This is a genomic window from Sulfuritalea hydrogenivorans sk43H, from assembly GCF_000828635.1.
GTDB classification, from domain to species: Bacteria; Pseudomonadota; Gammaproteobacteria; order Burkholderiales; family Rhodocyclaceae; genus Sulfuritalea; species Sulfuritalea hydrogenivorans.
Genome location: NZ_AP012547.1, coordinates 1842814 through 1862346, shown reverse-complemented (window position 1 = coordinate 1862346; position 19533 = coordinate 1842814). Strand labels below are relative to the sequence as shown.

10 protein-coding genes and 1 pseudogene are annotated in these 19533 nt (G+C 61.7%); 2 read left to right on the top strand and 9 right to left on the bottom strand.

Annotated features, from left to right (window positions below; genetic code table 11):
• Positions 1 to 63: 63 nt before the first annotated feature.
• The 8 genes and pseudogenes from SUTH_RS09060 to SUTH_RS09030 all read right to left on the bottom strand — a co-directional run bounded on the left by SUTH_RS09060 (position 64) and on the right by SUTH_RS09030 (position 16580).
• On the bottom strand, positions 64 to 2994 hold the full coding sequence (locus SUTH_RS09060) for a Tn3 family transposase (protein WP_041098716.1): 2931 nt from the start codon (positions 2992 to 2994) through the stop codon (positions 64 to 66).
• A gap of 182 nt (positions 2995 to 3176) precedes the next feature.
• Positions 3177 to 4325, bottom strand: a pseudogene (locus tag SUTH_RS09055) (ABC transporter transmembrane domain-containing protein); the annotation flags it as partial.
• 74 nt (positions 4326 to 4399) lie between these two features.
• The gene (locus SUTH_RS09050) at positions 4400 to 4900 is read right to left on the bottom strand and encodes a GNAT family N-acetyltransferase (RefSeq protein ID WP_052473469.1); all 501 of its coding nucleotides are present in this window, start codon (positions 4898 to 4900) and stop codon (positions 4400 to 4402) included.
• Complete coding sequence (locus SUTH_RS09045; RefSeq protein ID WP_041102042.1) at positions 4897 to 5184, bottom strand: type II toxin-antitoxin system TacA family antitoxin; 288 nt, start codon at positions 5182 to 5184, stop codon at positions 4897 to 4899. Before SUTH_RS09045 ends, SUTH_RS09050 begins: the two co-directional genes overlap by 4 nt.
• Positions 5185 to 5329: 145 nt before the next feature.
• The gene (locus tag SUTH_RS20055) at positions 5330 to 14320 is read right to left on the bottom strand and encodes a putative Ig domain-containing protein (RefSeq protein WP_041098714.1); all 8991 of its coding nucleotides are present in this window, start codon (positions 14318 to 14320) and stop codon (positions 5330 to 5332) included.
• 12 nt (positions 14321 to 14332) lie between these two features.
• Positions 14333 to 14995: a hypothetical protein gene (locus SUTH_RS09035; RefSeq protein ID WP_041098712.1), complete on the bottom strand. Its 663-nt coding sequence runs from the start codon at positions 14993 to 14995 to the stop codon at positions 14333 to 14335.
• Positions 14992 to 15117, bottom strand: coding sequence for a hypothetical protein (locus SUTH_RS20235; RefSeq protein ID WP_269450494.1), 126 nt, complete (start codon positions 15115 to 15117; stop codon positions 14992 to 14994). The genes SUTH_RS09035 and SUTH_RS20235 overlap by 4 nt, the downstream gene beginning before the upstream one ends.
• Positions 15118 to 15122: 5 nt before the next feature.
• Complete coding sequence (locus SUTH_RS09030; RefSeq protein WP_041098710.1) at positions 15123 to 16580, bottom strand: HlyD family type I secretion periplasmic adaptor subunit; 1458 nt, start codon at positions 16578 to 16580, stop codon at positions 15123 to 15125.
• 62 nt (positions 16581 to 16642) lie between these two features.
• Between SUTH_RS09030 and SUTH_RS09025 the strand changes: the two genes are divergently transcribed.
• Together SUTH_RS09025 and SUTH_RS09020 are read left to right on the top strand one after the other, a co-directional pair.
• The gene (locus tag SUTH_RS09025) at positions 16643 to 16807 is read left to right on the top strand and encodes a type II toxin-antitoxin system HicA family toxin (RefSeq protein WP_197539669.1); all 165 of its coding nucleotides are present in this window, start codon (positions 16643 to 16645) and stop codon (positions 16805 to 16807) included.
• Positions 16808 to 16816: 9 nt separating this feature from the next.
• Positions 16817 to 17233, top strand: coding sequence for a type II toxin-antitoxin system HicB family antitoxin (locus SUTH_RS09020; protein WP_041098706.1), 417 nt, complete (start codon positions 16817 to 16819; stop codon positions 17231 to 17233).
• 6 nt (positions 17234 to 17239) lie between these two features.
• Here the strand turns inward: SUTH_RS09020 and SUTH_RS09015 are convergent, their stop codons facing one another.
• Entirely contained in the window at positions 17240 to 19432 is a 2193-nt protein-coding gene (locus SUTH_RS09015) for a type I secretion system permease/ATPase (protein ID WP_052473467.1), read from the bottom strand.
• Positions 19433 to 19533 lie beyond the last annotated feature (101 nt).

Below are 19533 nucleotides of genomic sequence, written 5' to 3'. Positions count from 1 at the left end.
CAACGAGCACCGACACCCGTTGTCAACGTGACCGGAATCCGCAGCATGCCTTGCCAATATGCCCTATTTTCGCGAGCTTGCACGGATAGGTTCGGAAATCAGCCACTCCTGATACTTGCTGATGAGAAAGCTGAACGTCCCCCGGAAGTTGATATTGCCGTAGTGGGTCGGACTGACATGCTGAAGCCAGTCCAGATCTTCGAACATTGAAGCATGGCTGTTATCGCCGAACACCTCTTCTTGCATATGCGCAGCCGTCCAGGCCAAGCAGAGGTTGGTGAGCAGGGTCAACGAACCCGAGACGGCGTAGAGTTCTTCCTCGCGTTGCCCGCGCGGCTTCGAGAACGACCCGGCATTGATGGCGCGCTGAAGCGTATGTACCGCTTCCCCGTGCACCAGAATTCGATTCACCGTACGGCGCAGGTCTTCGCTGAGGAAGTAGTCGCACAGATAGATACTGCGGATGAGGCGGCCCAGATGGACGCCGGCCCGGTAGATGGGGCTGTCGGAGGAAGCCGAGCCGTAGCGGGCCAGGGCCACCGTGGCGGTGGAATGCCCGGTTTCGATTGAAGAGGCGAGCCGCACCAGTTGATCCCATTCCTCGCGGATCCGCCGCAAGGAAATGCTCGGGATGATGATGTCCCGAAGGCCTTCTGGCGCATTCTTCATGTTGCTGGGCACGTAGAAGCGGCGCTCCGTGATTCGCTTCAGTCGCGGGCACAAGGCAAACCCGAGCAGCTTGGCGATGGCCATCGCAAACTCGGTGTAGCCGTGGGTATCGACGGCCAGCCGGTCAAGTTCAACTTCCCGTTGCCGGATGGCGCCCTCGATGGCGACCCCGGCCTGCCGCTCATTCAGGATGATAGGCTGGTCGTAGATCACGCTCCAGAAGTCGGACATGAGAGTGTAGGTCCCGACCGAGGGAATCCCGCGCTTGGGATCCAAACGCGCCAGCCAGATCTTGCGGGAAACGTCCAGGCTCATCATGTCCGCCGAGGCCAGCGTACCGTCGCCCCAGTGAGACGCGATGGGGAGCCGCCGGTGGAAGCCGACCACGGCGTCGTTGGCGGCACGGACGGTATCCCGATCCTCAAAGTGCTTCATGCCGGCAATGATCTGGTTCGGCGTCAGTTGCGGCACCATGAGGCAGACGGTACTGGCGTCTAGTGAGGTGCCATGGGCCAACATGCCAGCGTAGACCTGAAGGAGTTCCGTTGGCGTCTTGGCCAGCCGTCCGAGAATGATCTTGCTGAAGCGGACCCGGCTGTCCATTTCCAGAATCAAGTCCGGCAGCTGGATGACGCCGATGCGTTCGAACAAGGCGTCGCGGTGGCGCACGACGTCATCGCTTTTCTCGACCGCCTTGTCGCGCGGGTAATGCAGGTTGCCGCCTTTGATCTGCAACGCGCCGGCCTGGACCGCCGTATCGACCTCCTTAAGCTTGGTGTCTAGTTCCGCCAGGAGGACGTCGAGAAGATCATCCGGACGCATGGGCAGACCTAGCTGTGTATAGCGCTTGGTTTTCTCCCGTTCCCACTGGACGGTATCGATCATCAGGCGGTGGCGCCCGCGGAATTTTTCGCTGTGATCGACATAAACGGCGCCGCTACGCAGCGATTTACGCAACCCGATGAGCGTCGCCGCTTCCAGCCCGCGCAGGGCGCGCTCCCGATCCTCGCCCTCAATGATGGTTTTCCATGGCGTCGGGATATGCACTTGGTGCTCCGTCGGAAGGGCAGTGATCTTGCCCGCGTAGAGCGTCTGCAGATAATCGACGCGCTCCTTACCGGGGTCCTGCGGTTCGGCCTGAATCTCGAGCTTCTGCATGGCGTGCAACAAGGAGCGGACCTGGTCGTTCGGCTCGGAGAGGATCCAGCGGGCGGCCTCCGCACGTGTATGGAACTGCCGTGGTTTCAGGGTCTCGGCCAGCGCAAGGACATAGGCGCGGACCTCGCTGTCCGTAACGGACTTGTTGTTCGCGCGCTCGACAATCTGCTCGAAAGCGTCCGCTTGGGAAATCGCGCTTTCGGCTTCGGCGAGCCTAGCCTTTTCGAGCGCGGTACGGTGGATCTTGGCTGTGATGCGGCCGCCGAGCGCGATGGCAGCATCCGTCGCATCCATCAAGGACATCTTGAGATAGCACACGAGGCGCAGCGTTCGAGCCGGGTCCTTCAATTCCCGGTACTTGACCGGACGAATCCCATAAAGCTCGCTGGCATAGCCGCGAATCTTCTCAATGGCGACGCTCTCGAGGTCCAGGTTGTGGATTCCCAGTCCCTTGAGAAAGTCGATACGCTCAATGCGTTCTCGTACCGCGTTGATCGACTTCTTTCGCGGTGGCTGCTGAAGCCACTCAAGCTTGGAACGCCCCGTATTTTCCTGCAGCCGCAGGACGGACGCTTCGATACGCCGAAATTCGGCTGGTGCAATTTGTCTGCAGATCAGGCGGAAGAGGGCCTCCTCGGACTCCGACATGGCGCGTCGGGCGATATCGCGGATGATGCGGTCGGCGAGGGTTAAATAGTGGTGCTGGTACAGCCAGACCTTGGCGCGATCGACCAGGACGTCGACACTGGGTGCGTATTGGGCCTCTTGGCACAGAAACGGCAGCAACCGCAGTTGTTGCTCGGAGGTCGCCTTGGAGAACCCAAGCGTTTCCATGGCCCACCATTGGTGCTCGTAAAGTGTCTTTGGTCGCGTGTAGATCGCCTTGAGACTGGCGATCGTCAGAGCAGGGAGTTCGAGTTGGGCGGAAATGTGCCGGAGCAGCTTGCTCGGGATGATCTGAGTATCCTCAAGCAGATTGCCGGTCATCTTGAGGAATCCCAACTGCAAAGCTCCGGAGACACGTAGCTGGGTGCGAAAGCGTTTTCGGATGGCGGCAAGTTCTTCTTCCGAGAAGGTAAAGAAAGCCCGAAATTCGACTACTGATAGGGTCTTCGGAAAGATGGTCGCACCGAGATACTGGTGTTGCCAGCGATGGATATCAGCCATGACTGCCTCCTAGGACGCGAAGAGGCGAATCCTGCGCCAGAGCGAGGGGTTTGGTCAACCAAGCTACTGAAACCACAGGGAAATGGTGCTGACTATAGTCAACATGCGGGCGCCGGAGGCCCGTACCGTAAGGAGCTAAACGGAGAAACCGCCAAACTCAGCACGGAAAGTACGGGAACCCTAATGTCCAGGCAGATGTCGTCCAAGGCGCGCGTTTGCGGGCGCGCCGGATAGCTGAAACTGACGTGATCGAAGCGGATCGCGGCCCGCGCAGGGTGCGCCGGCGTCTCCGGTCGTGCCACCTCGCGGATCGCCGATTCCGCATGCAGCAGCTCCAGCAGGCGCTCGGTTGCCCCGGCCGCGCGCATCACGTCGCCCCACACCTCGGCCATGGTCCCTACCCCGCCCGCCACCAGTGCCGCATACAACACAAAGGATGCCAACTGCCCGCCGGTCAGGATGCCCTCATGCACCTGCCGCGCGCCTATCCACAGCACGAAAATGATGGTTCCCATCACGGCCGTGATGATGAGCACCGTCAGCGCCGCCCTCACCCGCGTACGCCTGATCGCCGTCGCGAAGCTCTTGTCGGTGCGATCGGCGAAGCGCTGCGTTTCCTGCGGCTCCTGCGTATAGGCCTGCACCGTCGGCATGGCATTGAGGATCTCGCCGGCCAGCGCCGAGGCATCCGCGATGCGATCCTGCGATTCTCGCGAGAGCTTCTTGACCTTGCGGCCGATGGCGATGATCGGCAGGATCAGCAAGGCCATCAGGCCCAGGTTCAGGGAGAACAAGTAAAAACTGGTGACGGCCAGCATGACCATGCCGCCGACGAACTGGAACAGGCTGCGCAGGCCCATCGAGATCGAACTGCCGACCACCGTCTGGATCAGCGTCGTGTCGCCCGTCAGCCGCGACAGCACCTCCCCCGTCTGCAGCGTCTCGAAGAATTGCGGCGACTGCGCCAGCACCCTTGAATAAACCGCGTTGCGCAAATCCGCGGTTACCCGCTCGCCAATCCATGACACGGTATAGAAGCGCGCCGCCACGGCCAGCGCCCAGAAGCTCGCCAGTGCGAACAGCGCGATGAAATGCCCATTGAGGCTCAAGGCGCCGAGCAAGCCGCCCGTCGCACGCTCCCGCTCGCCGAAGCCGAAATCGATCAGGTCGCGAAAAGCCAGCGGCACCAGCAGGATGGTGGCGGAGCCGATGCACAGCAGCACGAAGGCCAGCACAATGCGCTCCCGGTAAGGCCGCAGGAAGGGCCACAGGCCCTTGAGGGGCGACAGGCGGCGGGGTCTTGGAAGCGGGGTGGCGAGGTCTTGGTGCATGCGTGATTATCGTTGGTCCGTTGCCGCCCTGCCCCACCTTCAGAACATTTTTGCGTCTTGCAGCCCTTGCACCGCTACAGATTCTCAATAGCGGCTGTCGGCAACCACAGGGTCAAGGGCGAATCCGGCAAACGCTCGAATTCATAGCGTTCATACCAGCCTCGCGCCTGCTCGTCCTTGGCGTCCAAAATCACGCCGACCATTCCGATCTCGGCCGACAGCCGAAGGCAGCGCTGCAGGGCATCGGCCAGCAGCAAGTCCCCCAGCCCTTGCCGCTGGTAACGCACGTCAACCGCTAGGCGAGCCAGACGCGCAACAGGCAATGGAAAGTTGGGAAAGCGGTTGGCATGCTTCGTCGGAAGGTTTTCTCGTCGAATGCCCGACATGGCCAAGCTGTAGAAGCCATGAATTACCGGGCCATCGACCGCCACATAGGTGCGGCTGACATTGGTCTCGGCATGCTGCCGCGCAAAACGCCTCAGGTATTCATCCAGGGCGCCGACGCCACAGGAAAACGAGCGCCGATCATGGTGCGTCGCCAGCGGTTCGACGCTGATCGATGAGATAGCCGTCAAGCCTTGTCCTGCTGCCAGTCACGGTGACGCTTCATCGCGGCAGAAAGCTTCGGCCGGGATTTGTCCGCGTTATCCAGCGCCTTGGCAAAGGCGTTCCAGTCCCGCGATGTCAGGGTCATCATTTCCTGATCGGCAAGTATCTGCCGGGCGCGCTCCTGGGCCGTTCCCAGCAGAAACGCGCTGACCGACATCCCGGCAGTAGAGGCGGCGCGGACAATCAACTCCTTGATTTCAGGCGACGTGCGCAGATCGATGCGTTCGTGGGCTTGGACAGCGGTAGGCATGATAAGAACCATCTGTACGGAAGAATTACGGCAGAGTTTAGACCTAAAACCAACGCTGCGCAACGACTCCGTACGTACCTATTCCGTACGATGGTACTTAAGCCCCTCCCGGACCAAGCGGTACGAGAGGGGTGGCCGTTCCGAACTACTGCCAGTTCGCCGCGATGACCGGTGCCAGCGTGTCCTGGTACGTCGGCGGCAGTGTGGTCTGGCCGGCCGCCGGTGGAGCGAAGGCTGCCATCGCCTGCACCAGGTTTTCGACCTGGCTATCGAGCAACAGCTTGCCGTCGGCGGTCCTGAACTGTTCGACGTGATATTGGTCGCCCAAATACCAGTTCTGCACCGTCAGTCTGTCCGTGGTGCCGATGATGCTGGCTTCCAGACTATTGCCGACATGGCGCAGCCAGATCTGATCGGTAGCTATACCCGCGAGGAACTCGGCCACGTCGGTATTGCCGGCAGAGGCGTCGTTTTCCACGACGATATCAGCGCCGCTGCCCAAGCCAAGCCGATAAGTATCGTTCCCCTGCCCGCCAGTCATCCTGTCGTTGCCTGCCCCGCCATCCAGTGCGTCGTCGCCGATGCCGCCGCTCAGGCTGTCGTTGCCGCCCAAACCGCTAAGCACGTTTCCGGTGCTGTTGCCGACGATCACGTTGTTGAGCTCGTTGCCGGTGCCGTTGATGGCCTCGGTGCCCGTCAGGGTCAAGTTCTCCAGATGCTCGCCCAAGGTGTAGCTGATGCTCGAAATGACGCGATCGGTGCCTTCGTCGAGGACTTCGGTAACGACATCACCGGCCCTATCGACGTAGTAGCTGTCGTTGCCGAGCCCCCCCGTCATGCTGTCATCACCGGCGCTGCCGTTCAGGGTGTCGTTGCCTTCCCCGCCGAACAGGGTATCGCTGCCAATGCCGCCGCTCAGGCTGTCGTTGCCGCCCAAGCCGCTGAGGACATTGCCAACACTGTTGCCGACGATCACGTTGTTCTGCGCGTTGCCGGTGCCGTCGATGGCCTCGGTGCCCGTCAGGGTCAGGTTCTCCAGGTGCTCGCCCAAGGTGTAGCTGATGCTCGAAATGACGCGATCGGTGCCTTCGTCGAGGACTTCGGTGACGATGTCGCCGGCGCTATCGACGTAGTAGCTGTCGTTGCCCAGGCCGCCGGCCATGTTGTCGTCTCCGGCGCTGCCGTTCAGGGTGTCGTTGCCTTCCCCGCCGAACAGGGTATCGCTGCCGATGCCGCCACTCAGGCTGTCGTTGCCGCCCAGGCCGCTGAGGACATTGCCAACACTGTTGCCGACGATCACGTTGTTCTGCGCGTTGCCGGTGCCGTCGATGGCCTCGGTGCCCGTCAGGGTCAGGTTCTCCAAATGCTCACCCAGTGTGTAGCTGATGCTCGAAATGACGCGATCGGTGCCTTCGTCGAGGGTTTCGGTAACGACATCACCGGCGCTATCGACGTAGTAGCTGTCGTTGCCCAGGCCGCCGGCCATGTTGTCGTCTCCGGCACTGCCGTTCAGGGTGTCGTTGCCTTCCCCGCCGAACAGGGTATCGCTGCCGATGCCGCCGCTCAGGCTGTCATTTCCGCCCAAGCCGCTAAGCACATTGCCAGCACTGTTGCCGACGATCACGTTGTTGAGTTCGTTGCCGGTACCGTCGATGGCCTCGGTGCCCGTCAGGGTCAGGTTCTCCAGATGCTCGCCCAAGGTGTAGCTGATGCTCGAAATGACCCGGTCGGTGCCTTCGTCGAGGGCTTCGGTGACGATGTCGCCGGCACTATCGACGTAGTAGCTGTCGTTGCCCAAGCCACCGATCAGGGTGTCGGCACCCGCAACGCCGTTGAGCGTGTTGTTGCCGCTATTGCCCGTCAGCAGGTTGTTCAGTGCGTTGCCGGTACCGGAAATATTGGCGGTACCGAGAAGCGTGAGGTTCTCCACATTGGCGGCCAGCGTGAGGGATACGCCTGACTGAACCGTGTCCATGCCTTCGCCAGTCAGTTCAACAATAACCTCGCCCGTGGTGTCGACGACATAGATGTCGTTGCCAGCGCCGCCGATCATCCGGTCGCGCCCGGCGCCACCATCCAGGGTGTCGTCGCCGATGCCTCCCGTGAGGATGTCGTTGCCGGCAGTGCCAGTCAGCGTGACGCCCGCAAGCGCCTCGACCGTCAAAGCGAAGGTCTGGCTGATGGTGGCTCCGGCTAGGTCGGTCGCGGTCACGACGATCTGCAACTCCCCGGCGTCAGCGTGAGCGGGGGTGCCGATCAGTCGCCCCGTAGCGGCGTCGAAGCTCAGCCATGCGGGCAAGGGGTCGCCGTTGGCCAGCCTTGCCGACACGGCCAGGCTGTCGCCGGCATCGGCATCGGCAAACGTTGCCGACGGCAGCTCGAAGACGAAGGCATCGTTCTCGCGCGCCGACTGGTTCGCTATCGCGATGTTTACCACCGGGGCATCATTGACGTTGGCGATGGCGGCCGTCGCAACACTCGCCACGCTCCCGATCCTTCCTTCCCGATCGGCATAGGAGGCCACGACACGCACTTGCCGCCCCACGGCGGCCTCGGTCAGCAGCAGGCTGCCGGTCGTGGCGCCGTCGATGTCGCTCCAGACACTGCCGTCGGCCGACGACTGCCATTGATAGCCCAGGCCAACGAGGCCATCCAGATCGGCCAGCGTATTGACCGCGACGAGCGTCTGGTTCTGGGCGGCGTCGCCCGAGAGGGTGAGCGTTCCGGTTGTGGCGTTGTCGGCCTGGATCGCGGCGTCGAGCTCGGCGCCGGACAATTCTTCCTCGGTTGCCCAGAAGTAGAGGCTGTCGAGACGGCTCGGGTTTACCGCGTCATACCAGCCCTTGATCGTCGCCGTGGTGTCGCTGCCGTCGATCAAAACAGTCAGATCACGACCGTCTTCGCCGGTATGACGGGCAAAGCGCAACTGGTCTTGCGCTATGTCCCCGCCCAATTCAAGCCCATTCCATATTTCACTCCCGACCGAAACGATCACGGTGTCGTTGCCGCTGTGTCTGTCGATGAAATAGCCGTTCGAACCCGTGCCGCCGATCAGGGTGTCCTCGCCAGCGCCACCAATCAGTAATGCGCCATCGGCTTCCCCCGCGATGAGTGTGTCGTTGCCGGCCATGCCATGCATTTCGATAACGGCATCCGTGTCGGCTTCCAGCGCTTCATCCTCAGTGGACCCGATGAGTATCCGGAAGTACTCGTCGCCAAAGACCGATCCCGCCAGCGTCTCTTGCAACATACCGGGTGACCATACCGTATCATCGGCAAACTCGACCCGGGGCATGGTTTCCGGCCAGAACATCAAATCCACGGAACCAACCCCGTCGCCGATCGACAGCATCAGCAGGCTTTCGCCCTCACCGGTGACCAGCGTCACATCGTCGGGGCTGATCCCTGCAGTGAAGCGGATGGTGTCTGCCTCCTCGCCCGCAATCGACACCGGCCCGTCTTGGCGCTCATAGATGGAGTCGTATCCGCCGCCCGGGCCGATGAGATAGACATCCCTGCCCCTGCCGCCGTTGAGGAAATCGTCTCCGGCACCGCCGTCCAGCGTGTCGTTGAGGCTGGTTCCGATAAGTTCGTCGTCACCGGAAGTTCCGCTCAGACTTGCGCCAAGATCGGCATCGACAGTCAGCATGAAGTTCTGGCTTACGCTGCCGCCCGCCAGATCGGTTGCCGTGACCTTCAGCTCAAGCATTCCCGCGTCGCCATTTGCCGGGGTGCCGGTAAAGCTGCGTGTTGCAGCATCGAAGCTCAACCAGGCCGGCAGCGCGGAACCATCGGCCAGGCTGCCTGTCAGCATCAGCACGTCGCCGGTATCAATATCACCGAAGCTCCCATCGGGGACCGCAAACTCATAGGCCCGATCTGGCGCGGTTACCTGACCGGCTATTGCCGCCGTGACGACCGGCGCATCATTCACGTTCGCCACTTGAAGCGCAAGCCTTGCCGTGCCTTGGTTGCCATGGGGGTCCGTGACGGTTACCGCGATGTCGAGAGTTCCCACATCCGCGTTGCCCGGAGTCCCGCTGAACACGCCCGTTTGCGCATCGAAACTCAACCATGAGGGCAAATCGCTTCCATCGGCCAAATTGACGGAATACGTCAAAGAATCGCCATTGGGATCGGCGAACGTGTTCGCGGGCAGCGCGAAGCTGAATGCCTCGTCCTCGTTCGCGATTTGCCCGGCGACCGATCTTGCCGTCGGCCGTCCCAAAAGGATATCGGTCACCGAAAATGCGCTGCCGTCGGCAAAGCGGATTTCCTGAATTGCGGCGTCATTTTCCCGACCTACCCTGACGCTATCGCCCTCCCCGAAATCCAGCGTCACATTTCCGTTGAAGTCCACAACGGCCTGGGTCGTTGCCGGCGCAATGCCATTTCCCAGGATCAAGGCATTGGTCTCGGGTACCCTGCCTTCGCCTCCTTCGCCGGCCCAAGCCCACGACCGGTCCTCTATCACGTCGGCCCCGTCGCCGCGATTGAAGATATAGGTATCGTCGCCCGCCCCGCCAGCAAGGATGTCGTCCCCCAGGCCGCCAACGAGGGTCTGCCTGCCGTTTCCGCAGTGCAATTCGTCGTTCCCGGCCAGACCTTCGATTCGCCCGACAAACAAGCCCGCGACAAGAACATCGTCATCATCCGAACCCCTTTCCACGAAGCCTCCTCGCTGCTCGATCAGTTGGGCAACGGAGAGCGACACGCCATCCGAAAATCGAAGCGTCTGGATCGCGAGATTGTCGAGCGCCCCGATTTCGATGCTGTCGCCGTTCGAAAGATCAAGCGTCAGCGCATTGACGTCGTACACGGGCGCTATCGTGTCTGCCGCAATGCCTACCCCAAAACTCAAGGTATTCGCGTAGTAGTCCACTATCCGGTCCGCCCCGTCGCCGAGCCGATACACATAGGTATCGTTGCCGGCGCCGCCGATCAGCGTATCGTTGCCCGATCCGCCGTCGAGGACATCGTCGCGAGCGCTGCCATACAGCCGATCGTCGCCAACTTGGCCCTGCAAGACTTGATCGCCGCCGAACATCGCCATGACATCGTCGCCCGCCGTGGCGATGGATTGAACCACTCCTCGCTGTTCTAGAAAGTCCGCCAGCGTTTGAGTCGTACCGTCTTCGAAGCGCAATGACGTGACGGCCGGATCGGTCATGGCCCCCAGCGCAATGCTGCCGCCATCCAAGCCCAGCGTCAGCCAGTCGGTGGCCAGCAGCGGCGTGATGCTGGCCGGAGCAATGCCGGCGCCGAACTGCAGCACGTTCGCATCATCTAAGGTATCCTGAATTCTGTCCGTGCCATCGCCGATGTTGTAGATATAGATATCGCTTCCCGTACCACCCGCCAGGACATCATCGCCGCCGGCGCCCGCAATGCGGTCCGTGTACATCGTGCCGGACAACGACTCCGCCTCCACCGTTCCGCTCACTTCAATCGGGCGTTGGGTGAAGAACTCTTCAATGGCCAGCGCCGATCCGTCGGCGAATTTCAGCGCCTGAATCGTGTGCTCATACTGTGAGCCGATGTCGATACGGTCACCGCCATCCAGGTCGAGCACGATGCGTCCGCTGTCCCTATCCAGTCTCGCCGTGATGTCGCTCACGGCGATGCCCGCCCCCAGGCTCAGGACATTGCCCTCACGCAGCGACGCGCCCACCTCAGCGTCCCAGCGCCAGCCCGCGCTGTCGGCAATGATGTCGGCGCCATCGCCGCGCTGGTAGAGGTAGGTATCCACGCCGGCGCCACCCATCAGGGTGTCGTTGCCCTTCCTGCCGTTGATGCGATCGGCGACACTTGTGCCGGTGAGGGTATCGTCGCCGTCGGTGCCCTCGATGTCGAAGCCCCGCGCCAGCAGTTCGGTGGAACTCAGGACGGAGCCGTCGGCGAACTCGAACTGGGTGCTGCCCAGGCTGCTGAAGAGGTCGTTGTGATCGACGTTCATTAGGTGCACGTCGCCGCCCTCGCCGTCGCCGAATTCCAGGCGCAGCGAGCCGACTTTGAGCTTGACGCTGGCCGCATCGACGCCGGCGCCGAAGCGGTAGCTGTTGTCTCCGGTGTCGTAGACGGTGTTCTGGCTGCCTTTCTCGAAGACGTAGGTGTCGCGCCCGGCACCGCCGTAGAGGGTGTTGGTGCCGGTGCCGCCGAGCAGGACGTCCTCGCCGCCGCCGCCGTAGATCGTGTCGTTGCCCTCGCCGCCGTCGAGGTAGTCGGCGCCTTCGACCACGGTGCTCATAACCCCTCCATCACCCCAGATCACGTCGTTACCTGTGCCGCCCAGGATGATGTCATTGTCGCCCTCGCCGACCAGACGATCATCGTCGCCTTCGCCAAAGATCACGTCGTTGCCATAGGCGCCCCAGACGAAGTCGTTGCCGTTGCCGGCGTAGATGACGTCGGCGTTGCCCATGGCACTGGGTTCGACCAGGTTGCCGTAACCGTGGTCGTAATACCACGGCGCCCAGAAGTTGCGGTTGGCCTGCATCTCCCAGTAGAACGGGTTGTTGCTTTGTATCGTCCCCGTTAGAAGATCGCGGATGAAGCTGACGTCGCCGATGATGTCGTCGTCGCCCGCGCCGCCGATGAGGATGTCCTGCCCGCCATTGCCTTCGAGGATGTCGTTGCCGGCGCCACCGATCAATAGGTCGTTGCCGTCCGGTGCGCCGATATTCCAGCTCTGATCGCCGTTCAGCACTTCCCCTCTCCCGCTTCCGGCCTGTGTGTTTCCGTTAGTGATGGCGGCTTCGATGCTGATTTCGGCATCGGCGTAGAGACGGTCGTCGCCCGGTCCACCCATGAGAGTGTCGTAGCCTGCGCCACCGAGGATGACGTCGTTGCCCAGGCCGGCGGCGGCGCCATCGTTGCCGGTGCCGGCTTCGATCAGGTCGTCGCCGGCGCCCCGAAGGACACCCGGGGAAATCTGGTCTTGCTCAATGCTGTCGTCGTCGGCGCTGCCGATGATGTGGTCGTTACCGGGCCCGTCGTAAATCACCTTGCTCTGACCGGTCCGGGTGATGACGTTGGTGGTTTCCGGCGCCACGATCGGCGCGGTGTCGAGGGTGATGCCGAGGTTGCCGTTCTTGTAGTTCTTGACGGTGATCTTGCCGTCGATCAGCAGGTCGCCGCCGGTGCTGGCGTTGCCGGTGAGGAAGAGGTAGCTGTGTTTTACGTTTGTAGTGTCGATGAACTCGTAAACGCGATCACTGCCGATGCCTTTGCCTAGCACCTCGTTGTCGATCTTGATCTTGCCAAGCCCGTCGCCGTCGATGATCGTGTCGAGGCCGTCGCCAAGACCGACGGTGCTGTAGACGTAAGTATCGTCGCCCAGGCCGCCAATCAGTTTGTCGTTGCCCTTGCCGCCGATCAGGGTGTCGGCGCCACGGCCGCCTTCGAGGTGGTCGTTGCCAGCGCCGCCGTTGAGTTGATCGTTGCCGGCCATGCCGTACAGGCGATCGTCGCCAACTCCACCGCTGATCGGCTTGGCCTCATCTTCCGCACTGTCGCTGCCGAAGATGATCTTGTTGGTGCCGCCGAGCATGCTGCCCTTGACGAGGATCGTGCGGGTCTTGGCGGAGTCGGGGTCGAGGCTGGTGAATTCCCAGTTGCGCGAATCCTGGGAACCGTACTTGCTGCCGTCGAAGCTGGTCTTGCCGCCAGGAGCGGGGAGGTCATCGGTGTTGGCGCGCAAGACCCAGGTCAGGTAGGCGCTGCGATCCTTGATCCATTGTTCGGACAGGTCGCCCTTGCCGGTGGCAGGGTCGTAGAGATCGAGTTCGCCGTTCGGGTTGTGCGGGGTGTAGAGCGTGGGGACGCCGAGGATGGCGAAGGGATTGCCGGCTTTGAGGGCGTAGCGGTAGGCCGTGGCGTCGATGTCGCCGTCTTTGGCGAGGTTGGCCAGGGCGGCGGCGGGTTTGTCAACGAGGGATTCAAGCTGTAAAGCAGGACGCGCGACGATTGCAGCTTCTACCTTGACGAACTTGTCATACCACTCGGTGCGGGCAGCGAAATTGCCATCACTGGAATATTCCGGCAATCCGCCAGCCTTGACCTCGGGAAGCTTGTCGATCGATCCAACCAGCACACGGTGCAGTGCTTCGAGCAAGCGCTCTTCGCTGCTGGCGGTATCGGGCGAGGCGGCGTCGAACAGCGCGCGGGCCTTGGCGTCGTTGAATCCTGTGTCCATTCGCGCAAACACGCTTTGCAGCGCAAGGCTGTCGACGATCTGGCCGATGCCATGGCTGTTTTGTTCGACGGTGATGTACTCGGGCGTGCTGGGCGGCGTGCCGGTTATCCACGAGGACACCACGGCGGGATTGCCCGGCGCCAGGTCGTCGCTTCGAAGCGTGGCGATATTGAGTTCGCCGAAACTGGCCGCCGGGGGACCGGGAAGAAACGGAGTGAACAACGCGACGAATTCGTCGGTGAATTTGGCCGAGGTGCCGGGATCGAAGCCAGGGGCGTTGTAGGTAATAGCCTCGCTGATCAGGTTCGGGAAGAGGCGTTGGGCAAAAGCTGCCAGATGTCCGCCCAGGCTATGGCCGGTGACCGTGATGGTATCGCCTGCGTTGATTCCGCCGATGCCGACGCCGTTGTGGCGCGCTTCTATGCGCCAACCCGTTGCACCGGGATTGATCGGCGCCTCGGGGTCCCATTCGCTTGAGGTCGGTGGCAACCCAAAAAGGTCAAGCTGAAGCACATCGGTCGATCCCGGCGGAGCGGCTAACCGAAGGATATAGTTGATCATCGAAACCGATTGATGGAACGCCACGCCGTAGGTGCCGATTTCGGCAATGTCGGCCAGAAACAGGTCGAGATCGACTTGCCCACCGACACTGGGTTCGGTACCGGCGATGGCGAGGACTTTCTCTGTTCCCCGACCAAACAGCGTGGCGTGAAAGCCTGCAGCGTCGTTGTTGTACGGGGCGCCGAGGACGGTCCATGGATTGGGATTATTCACTGGATCGCGCACGAACATCTGCGTTGCGAGGGCGAGCGGGATGACTCCCTGCTTCGTGCTTGCCGCTTCTGCAATCAAGCGTCCATCGGTGTAGGAAACACCAGCGAAATTGATGTAAGCAGCAGCAGACAGTTTCGCGTATTCGTATTGCTGAAAAATCGTAGACATGACTGAATCCCCTTATTGCTTGCTTGTTGGAATGAGTACAGTGGTCAGTAGATCGCCATGTTTGTCCGATGTTGGACACTGTTTTCCACGGGCGTCGAAGAAACCCAGCCAAAGACCGTCGAGCCAGCCCGAGTACCGGGTGTAAATAAGTTGGCGCCCGACAACTATGTTGGTTTCCGTGTCGACGATTGCTATGTCAACCTTCCTCACACGAAACGCAATCGGCTCATGCTGGGACAAGTACTTGTAGTGGTATCTCGCTGTAGGACGGTCGAGTTCCGTTACCCGCCATTCACCGCCGATTCTCTCAACACGCTCAAGCTTGCCGCTAACCTGTTTCCGGTGCTCGACAAAGCGAAAGCCGGCCCTCTCAACCATTTCATACCCGCTACTCAACACCGAATCGTAGAACCCGTCCACCTCGATCTTCTTCTCGTACTGCATACCCGCATCGCGACACAGCCGGTTGAAGTGCCACTGGATGTAGACATCATCACCGACGGGAATGGCCGCGAGCACTAGCCCGAGCAATCCCAGTGCCGCCCATTTGAAAGCGCCGGGTTTGAGACCAAGACCAATCTTTCGTAGCAACCAGATACTTAATGGCAGCCAGATCAGAAAGACTGGCAACCAGCCCAATGTGATTCCGAATATGGGTTCCGATATGGCATTCATGCAGCGACCCTCCACAGGTATTGATTGGTTGAATCCATGATCGAATCGCCGTCTCGCCAGCGCCGACTTTTCAATTCACGCTTCCCTTGCATGTCTGTACCTTTCTCGTCAATTTGCTTCATCGTGCTCACCTCTCCCGCAGACTCTCGCTGCCGTGCTGCAACAGCGGGCTGAGGAAGTACTCGATCACCCTTCGCTTTCCGGTCTTGATTTCCACGCTCACCACCATGCCGGCTGAGAGGTTCACGGTCTTGTCTTCCACCTGCATGGTGGCGCGCTGCAGGCGGGCGCGGGTGGAGTAGATCGGGCCGCGCTTTTCGTCATTGATGGCGTCGCGCGAGACATGGACGAGGCTGGCGGGGATAGTGCCGTACTTGGTAAAGGGGAAGGTTTCGATCTTGACTTCGGCTTGCTGCCCGGCATTGACGAAGCCGATGTCCTTGTTCTCGAGGAAGGCTTCGACTTCCAGCGCGTCGTCTTTCGGCACGATGACCATCAAGGCCTGGGCCGGGGTGACCACGCCACCGACGGTGCGCACGGCCAATTGCTGGACGGTGCCATCAACCGGCGCGGTGAGGGTCATGAGTTTTCCGCGGGTGTCTGACTTGACCAGTTCCTGGCCGAAGCCGGTGGCTTTCTGTTCGGCTTCGTTCAGGGTATCGAGCGCGAGGCGGCGGGTTTCGGCGACGGCGGAATTGCGCTGGCCCTTGGCCTCTTCGATGGCGGCGGCGAGTTCCTTCAAGCGGCTCTTCTGGGTTTCGAGGTCGGCTTCCTGCTCGATGCGGGCCTGTTCCTTTTCCAGATAGCCGTGTTTCGAGATGAAGTTCTTTTCCACCAGTCCTTTGAAGTCCTCGGCGCGCTGGCGGGCGATGGGCGCGGTTTGTTCGAGCTTCTTGACGGTTTCCTGGGTGGAGCGCCGTTCGGCTTCGCGCTTGGCGATTTCGGCGTCGATGCGCGAAACGCGAGCCTGATATTCGCCGTACTGGCCATCGAGGATGCGCTGCTCTTGCGCGATGCGCTCAATTCCAATACTTGCGTCGATGCCTGCACCAATACCCAGTGGCGTTTCGATGCGCGGCGTCTTGCCGGTGGTCAGGGCCGCCAGCAGGCCGCGAGCACGGGCGGCTTGCAGCTTGGCTGTGGTGAGGTCGTTCGCCGTGCGAGTGCTGTCGGCCCGGGCCATGGTGGCGTCGAGTTCGACCAGCACCTGCCCGGCCTTGACGGCCTGGCCGTCGACCACATGAATGGCCTTGACGGCGGCGGTCTCGATCGGCTGGATCAGCTTGCTGCCTTCGTTGGGCACGATCTTGCCCTGCGCCGTGGCGACCACGTCGATCTGGCCAAAGATGGCCCACAGCACGGCGATGAGCGCAAAGCTCATCAGCAGCCAGGCGACGATGCGCGGCGCGGCGGAGACTGGGGTTTCCTGCAGCTCAAGGGCAGCGGGAAGAAACTGCGCCTCATGCGGCAGCCGGTGCGGCGGGTCGAGGTCTTTGCGGATTTTCCAGACGTGGCTGAAGATGGCGGCGTAGCGCTTGAGCAGGTCGAGCGTGGCTTGGAGGCGGAGGGTGAGGGCTTGGGTCATGCCTCAGCCTCTTGATGAACACAACAGAAGTGTTTAGTATCCATCCCATGAACTCGAAGCAGATGAAGAAATGGCTGGAACAACAGGGCGCCACTTTCCTGCCGGCCAAAGGGTCTCATCTGAAGGTTTTTCTGAACGGCCGGCAAACCATCCTGCCCATGCACGGCACTACGGAACTCGGCAAGGGCCTTGAGGCGTCGATCAAACGCCAGCTTGGATTGAAGTGAGGACAGATCATGTTTGACTACCCTGTTATTCTGGCTCCCGACGAAGGCACGGTGTTGGTGACCTTTCCGGATGTGCCGGAGGCCATTACATTTGGCGCGGACACCGACGAGGCGCTGCTTCAGGCCGTCGATGCGCTTGAATCCGCGCTTTCGTTCTACGTCGATGACCGCAAACCCTTGCCGACTCCGAGCAAACCAAAACGCGGGCAGCATACGGTGCGCCCTTCCGCCTTGGAGTGCGCCAAGCTGGGCGTCTATCGGGCCATGACCGAGCAGGGCATCAAGAAGTCCGAACTGGCCCGCCGCCTGGGCTGGCACATGCCGCAGGTGGATCGGCTGTTCGATCTGCGGCATGCGTCGCGACTCGACCAGATCGAAGCGGCGGCGCGGGCACTGGGGCGGCATGTCGAGGTGTCGGTCTCGTAACATCGCTTATCCCTGCTGCAGCCGATGCAGCCGCGAGTAATGCCCGGCCTCATGCCGCAGCAACTCGGCATGGCTGCCCTCTTCCACGATCTGGCCGCGATCGAGTACAACGATGCGGTTGGCGTCCCGCACGGCCGATAGCCGGTGGGCGATGATCAGCACGGTGCGGCCCTGACAGATGGCTTTCATGTTGTTCTGGATGATGCGTTCGGACTCGTAGTCGAGCGCGCTGGTGGCTTCGTCGAAAATCAGGATGCGCGGGTTGCCGATCAGCGCTCTTGCAATTGCGATGCGCTGGCGCTGGCCGCCGGATAGCGTCGAGCCGTGTTCGCCGACCAGAGTGTCGTAGCCTTCGGTCAGTTCAAGGATGAATTCGTGTGCGCCGGCCAGTTTGGCGGCGGCCATCACGGCTTCGATGGGCAAGCCGGGATCGGAGAGCGCAATGTTGTCGCGGATGCTGCGGTTGAACAGCATGTTCTCCTGCAGGACCACGCCGATCTGGCGGCGCAGGCTGGAACTGTCGGCCATCGCCAGATCGATGCCATCGATCAGCACGCGGCCGCGCTCGGGCAGGTAGAGGCGTTGCGCGAGTTTGGTCAGCGTGCTCTTGCCGGAGCCGGAACGGCCGACGATACCGATGACTTCGCCCGGCTCGATGGCGAGGCTGATGCCGCGCAGGACTTCCGGTCCGTCGGGCCGGTAGCGGAAGGCCACGTCGTCGAACTCGATCTTGCCGGCCAGCGGCGGCAGCGTGGTGCCCGCGCGGCCGCCCTGCCCGGCAGATTTGCCGAGTTCGGTGCGGGTGTTGAGGATGTCACCCAGGCGCTGTACCGAAATGCCGGTCTGCTGGAAGTCGGTCCACAGTTGCGCCAGACGCATGACCGGCGTGGCGACGCGCCCCGCCAGCATGTTGAAGGCAATCAACTGGCCCATACTGAGGCTGCCCTCGACCACCAGCCGGGCGCCCAGCCACATGGTGACCAGCGTCACCAGCTTGCCGATCAGCGATACGCCTTCGTGCGCCAGTGTGCCCAGGGTCGCGGTGCGAAAGCCGGCGGCGACATAGGCGGCGACCTGGTTGTCCCAGCGGCGGATCATTTGCGGCTCGACGGCCATGGCCTTTACTGTGTCGATGCCATTGATGGTTTCAACGAGGAAGGCCTGATTCTCCGCGCCGCGGTTGAACTTCTCGTGCAGGCGGGCGCGCAAGAGCGGCGTGATACCGACCGAGATGAGCACATAGCACGGTAGCGAGATCAGCACGACCAAGGTCAGCCAGCCGCTATAGACCAGCATGACGCCGATGAAGACCACCGAGAACAGCAGATCCAGCACCAGCGTGATGGCGTTGCCGGTGAGGAACTGGCGGATGTTTTCCAGTTCGCGTACTCGCGCCACGGTGTCGCCCACGCGCCGTGCCTGGAAGTAGGCCAGCGGCAGGTTGAGCAGATGGCGGAACAGCCGCGCGCCGAGTTCGACGTCGATGCGGCTCGTGGTGTGGGCGAAGACATAGCTGCGGATGCCGGAGAGCGCCACCTCGAACAGCATGACGACCAGCAGGCCGATGGCGATGACGTCGAGCGTGGTCATGCCGCGATGGACCAGCACCTTGTCCATCACCACCTGGAAGAACAAGGGCGTGACCAGGGCAAACAATTGCAGGACGAAGGAGACCAGCAGCACTTCGCCGAGCAGCTTGCGGTACTTGACGACAGCCGGGATGAACCAGGTGAAGTCGAACTTGGCGAGTTCTCCGGCCAGAGACGCCCGCGAGGTGAACAGGATCAGCTCGCCGTTCCAGCGTTCGCTGAATTCGGTGGCGGAAAGCACTTGCGGGCGTTCGACGCGAGGGTCCTGAATCAGGACCTGCTCGCCATCGACTCGGGCGAGGATGAAAAAATGGCCATCGGGGTCGATGGCCATGGCGGGAAGCGGAGTCTGTGGCAGCCGGGAAAGCTCGGTGCCGACCAGTTTGGCCTTGAGGCCGAGCTGCTTGGCGGCCAGCAGGATCTGCGGCACGGTGAGGTTCTTGCCGGATTCGCGGAAATCGTGCGCAATCTGGTCGGCGTCGGCGGCGATGTTGTGGAAGCGGGCCAGCATCACCAGGCCGATCAGGCCGGTGTCGGGTTCGCGCTTGGCGTCTGCCGACGAGCCGCTCTCTGCCGGCTCGGCAATAAGCGTCAGACCCGAGTCGCTCATAATGTGTGCAGTGGGATTGGCGTGCCCGCGACGGTCGACGCGGAGCCAGCATGCTGAATCGAAATTCAGTACATGGCAACGGAATAAACAGCAAAACCGTC

Coding starts and splice junctions, on each gene's coding strand:
- SUTH_RS09060 (WP_041098716.1), bottom strand. CDS start 2,994: ATGGCTGATATCCATCGCTGGCAACACCAGTATCTCGGTGCGACCATC.
- SUTH_RS09045 (WP_041102042.1), bottom strand. CDS start 5,184: ATGCCTACCGCTGTCCAAGCCCACGAACGCATCGATCTGCGCACGTCG.
- SUTH_RS20055 (WP_041098714.1), bottom strand. CDS start 14,320: ATGTCTACGATTTTTCAGCAATACGAATACGCGAAACTGTCTGCTGCT.
- SUTH_RS09035 (WP_041098712.1), bottom strand. CDS start 14,995: ATGAATGCCATATCGGAACCCATATTCGGAATCACATTGGGCTGGTTG.
- SUTH_RS20235 (WP_269450494.1), bottom strand. CDS start 15,117: ATGAAGCAAATTGACGAGAAAGGTACAGACATGCAAGGGAAGCGTGAA.
- SUTH_RS09030 (WP_041098710.1), bottom strand. CDS start 16,580: ATGACCCAAGCCCTCACCCTCCGCCTCCAAGCCACGCTCGACCTGCTC.
- SUTH_RS09025 (WP_197539669.1), top strand. CDS start 16,643: ATGAAGAAATGGCTGGAACAACAGGGCGCCACTTTCCTGCCGGCCAAA.
- SUTH_RS09020 (WP_041098706.1), top strand. CDS start 16,817: ATGTTTGACTACCCTGTTATTCTGGCTCCCGACGAAGGCACGGTGTTG.
- SUTH_RS09015 (WP_052473467.1), bottom strand. CDS start 19,432: ATGAGCGACTCGGGTCTGACGCTTATTGCCGAGCCGGCAGAGAGCGGC.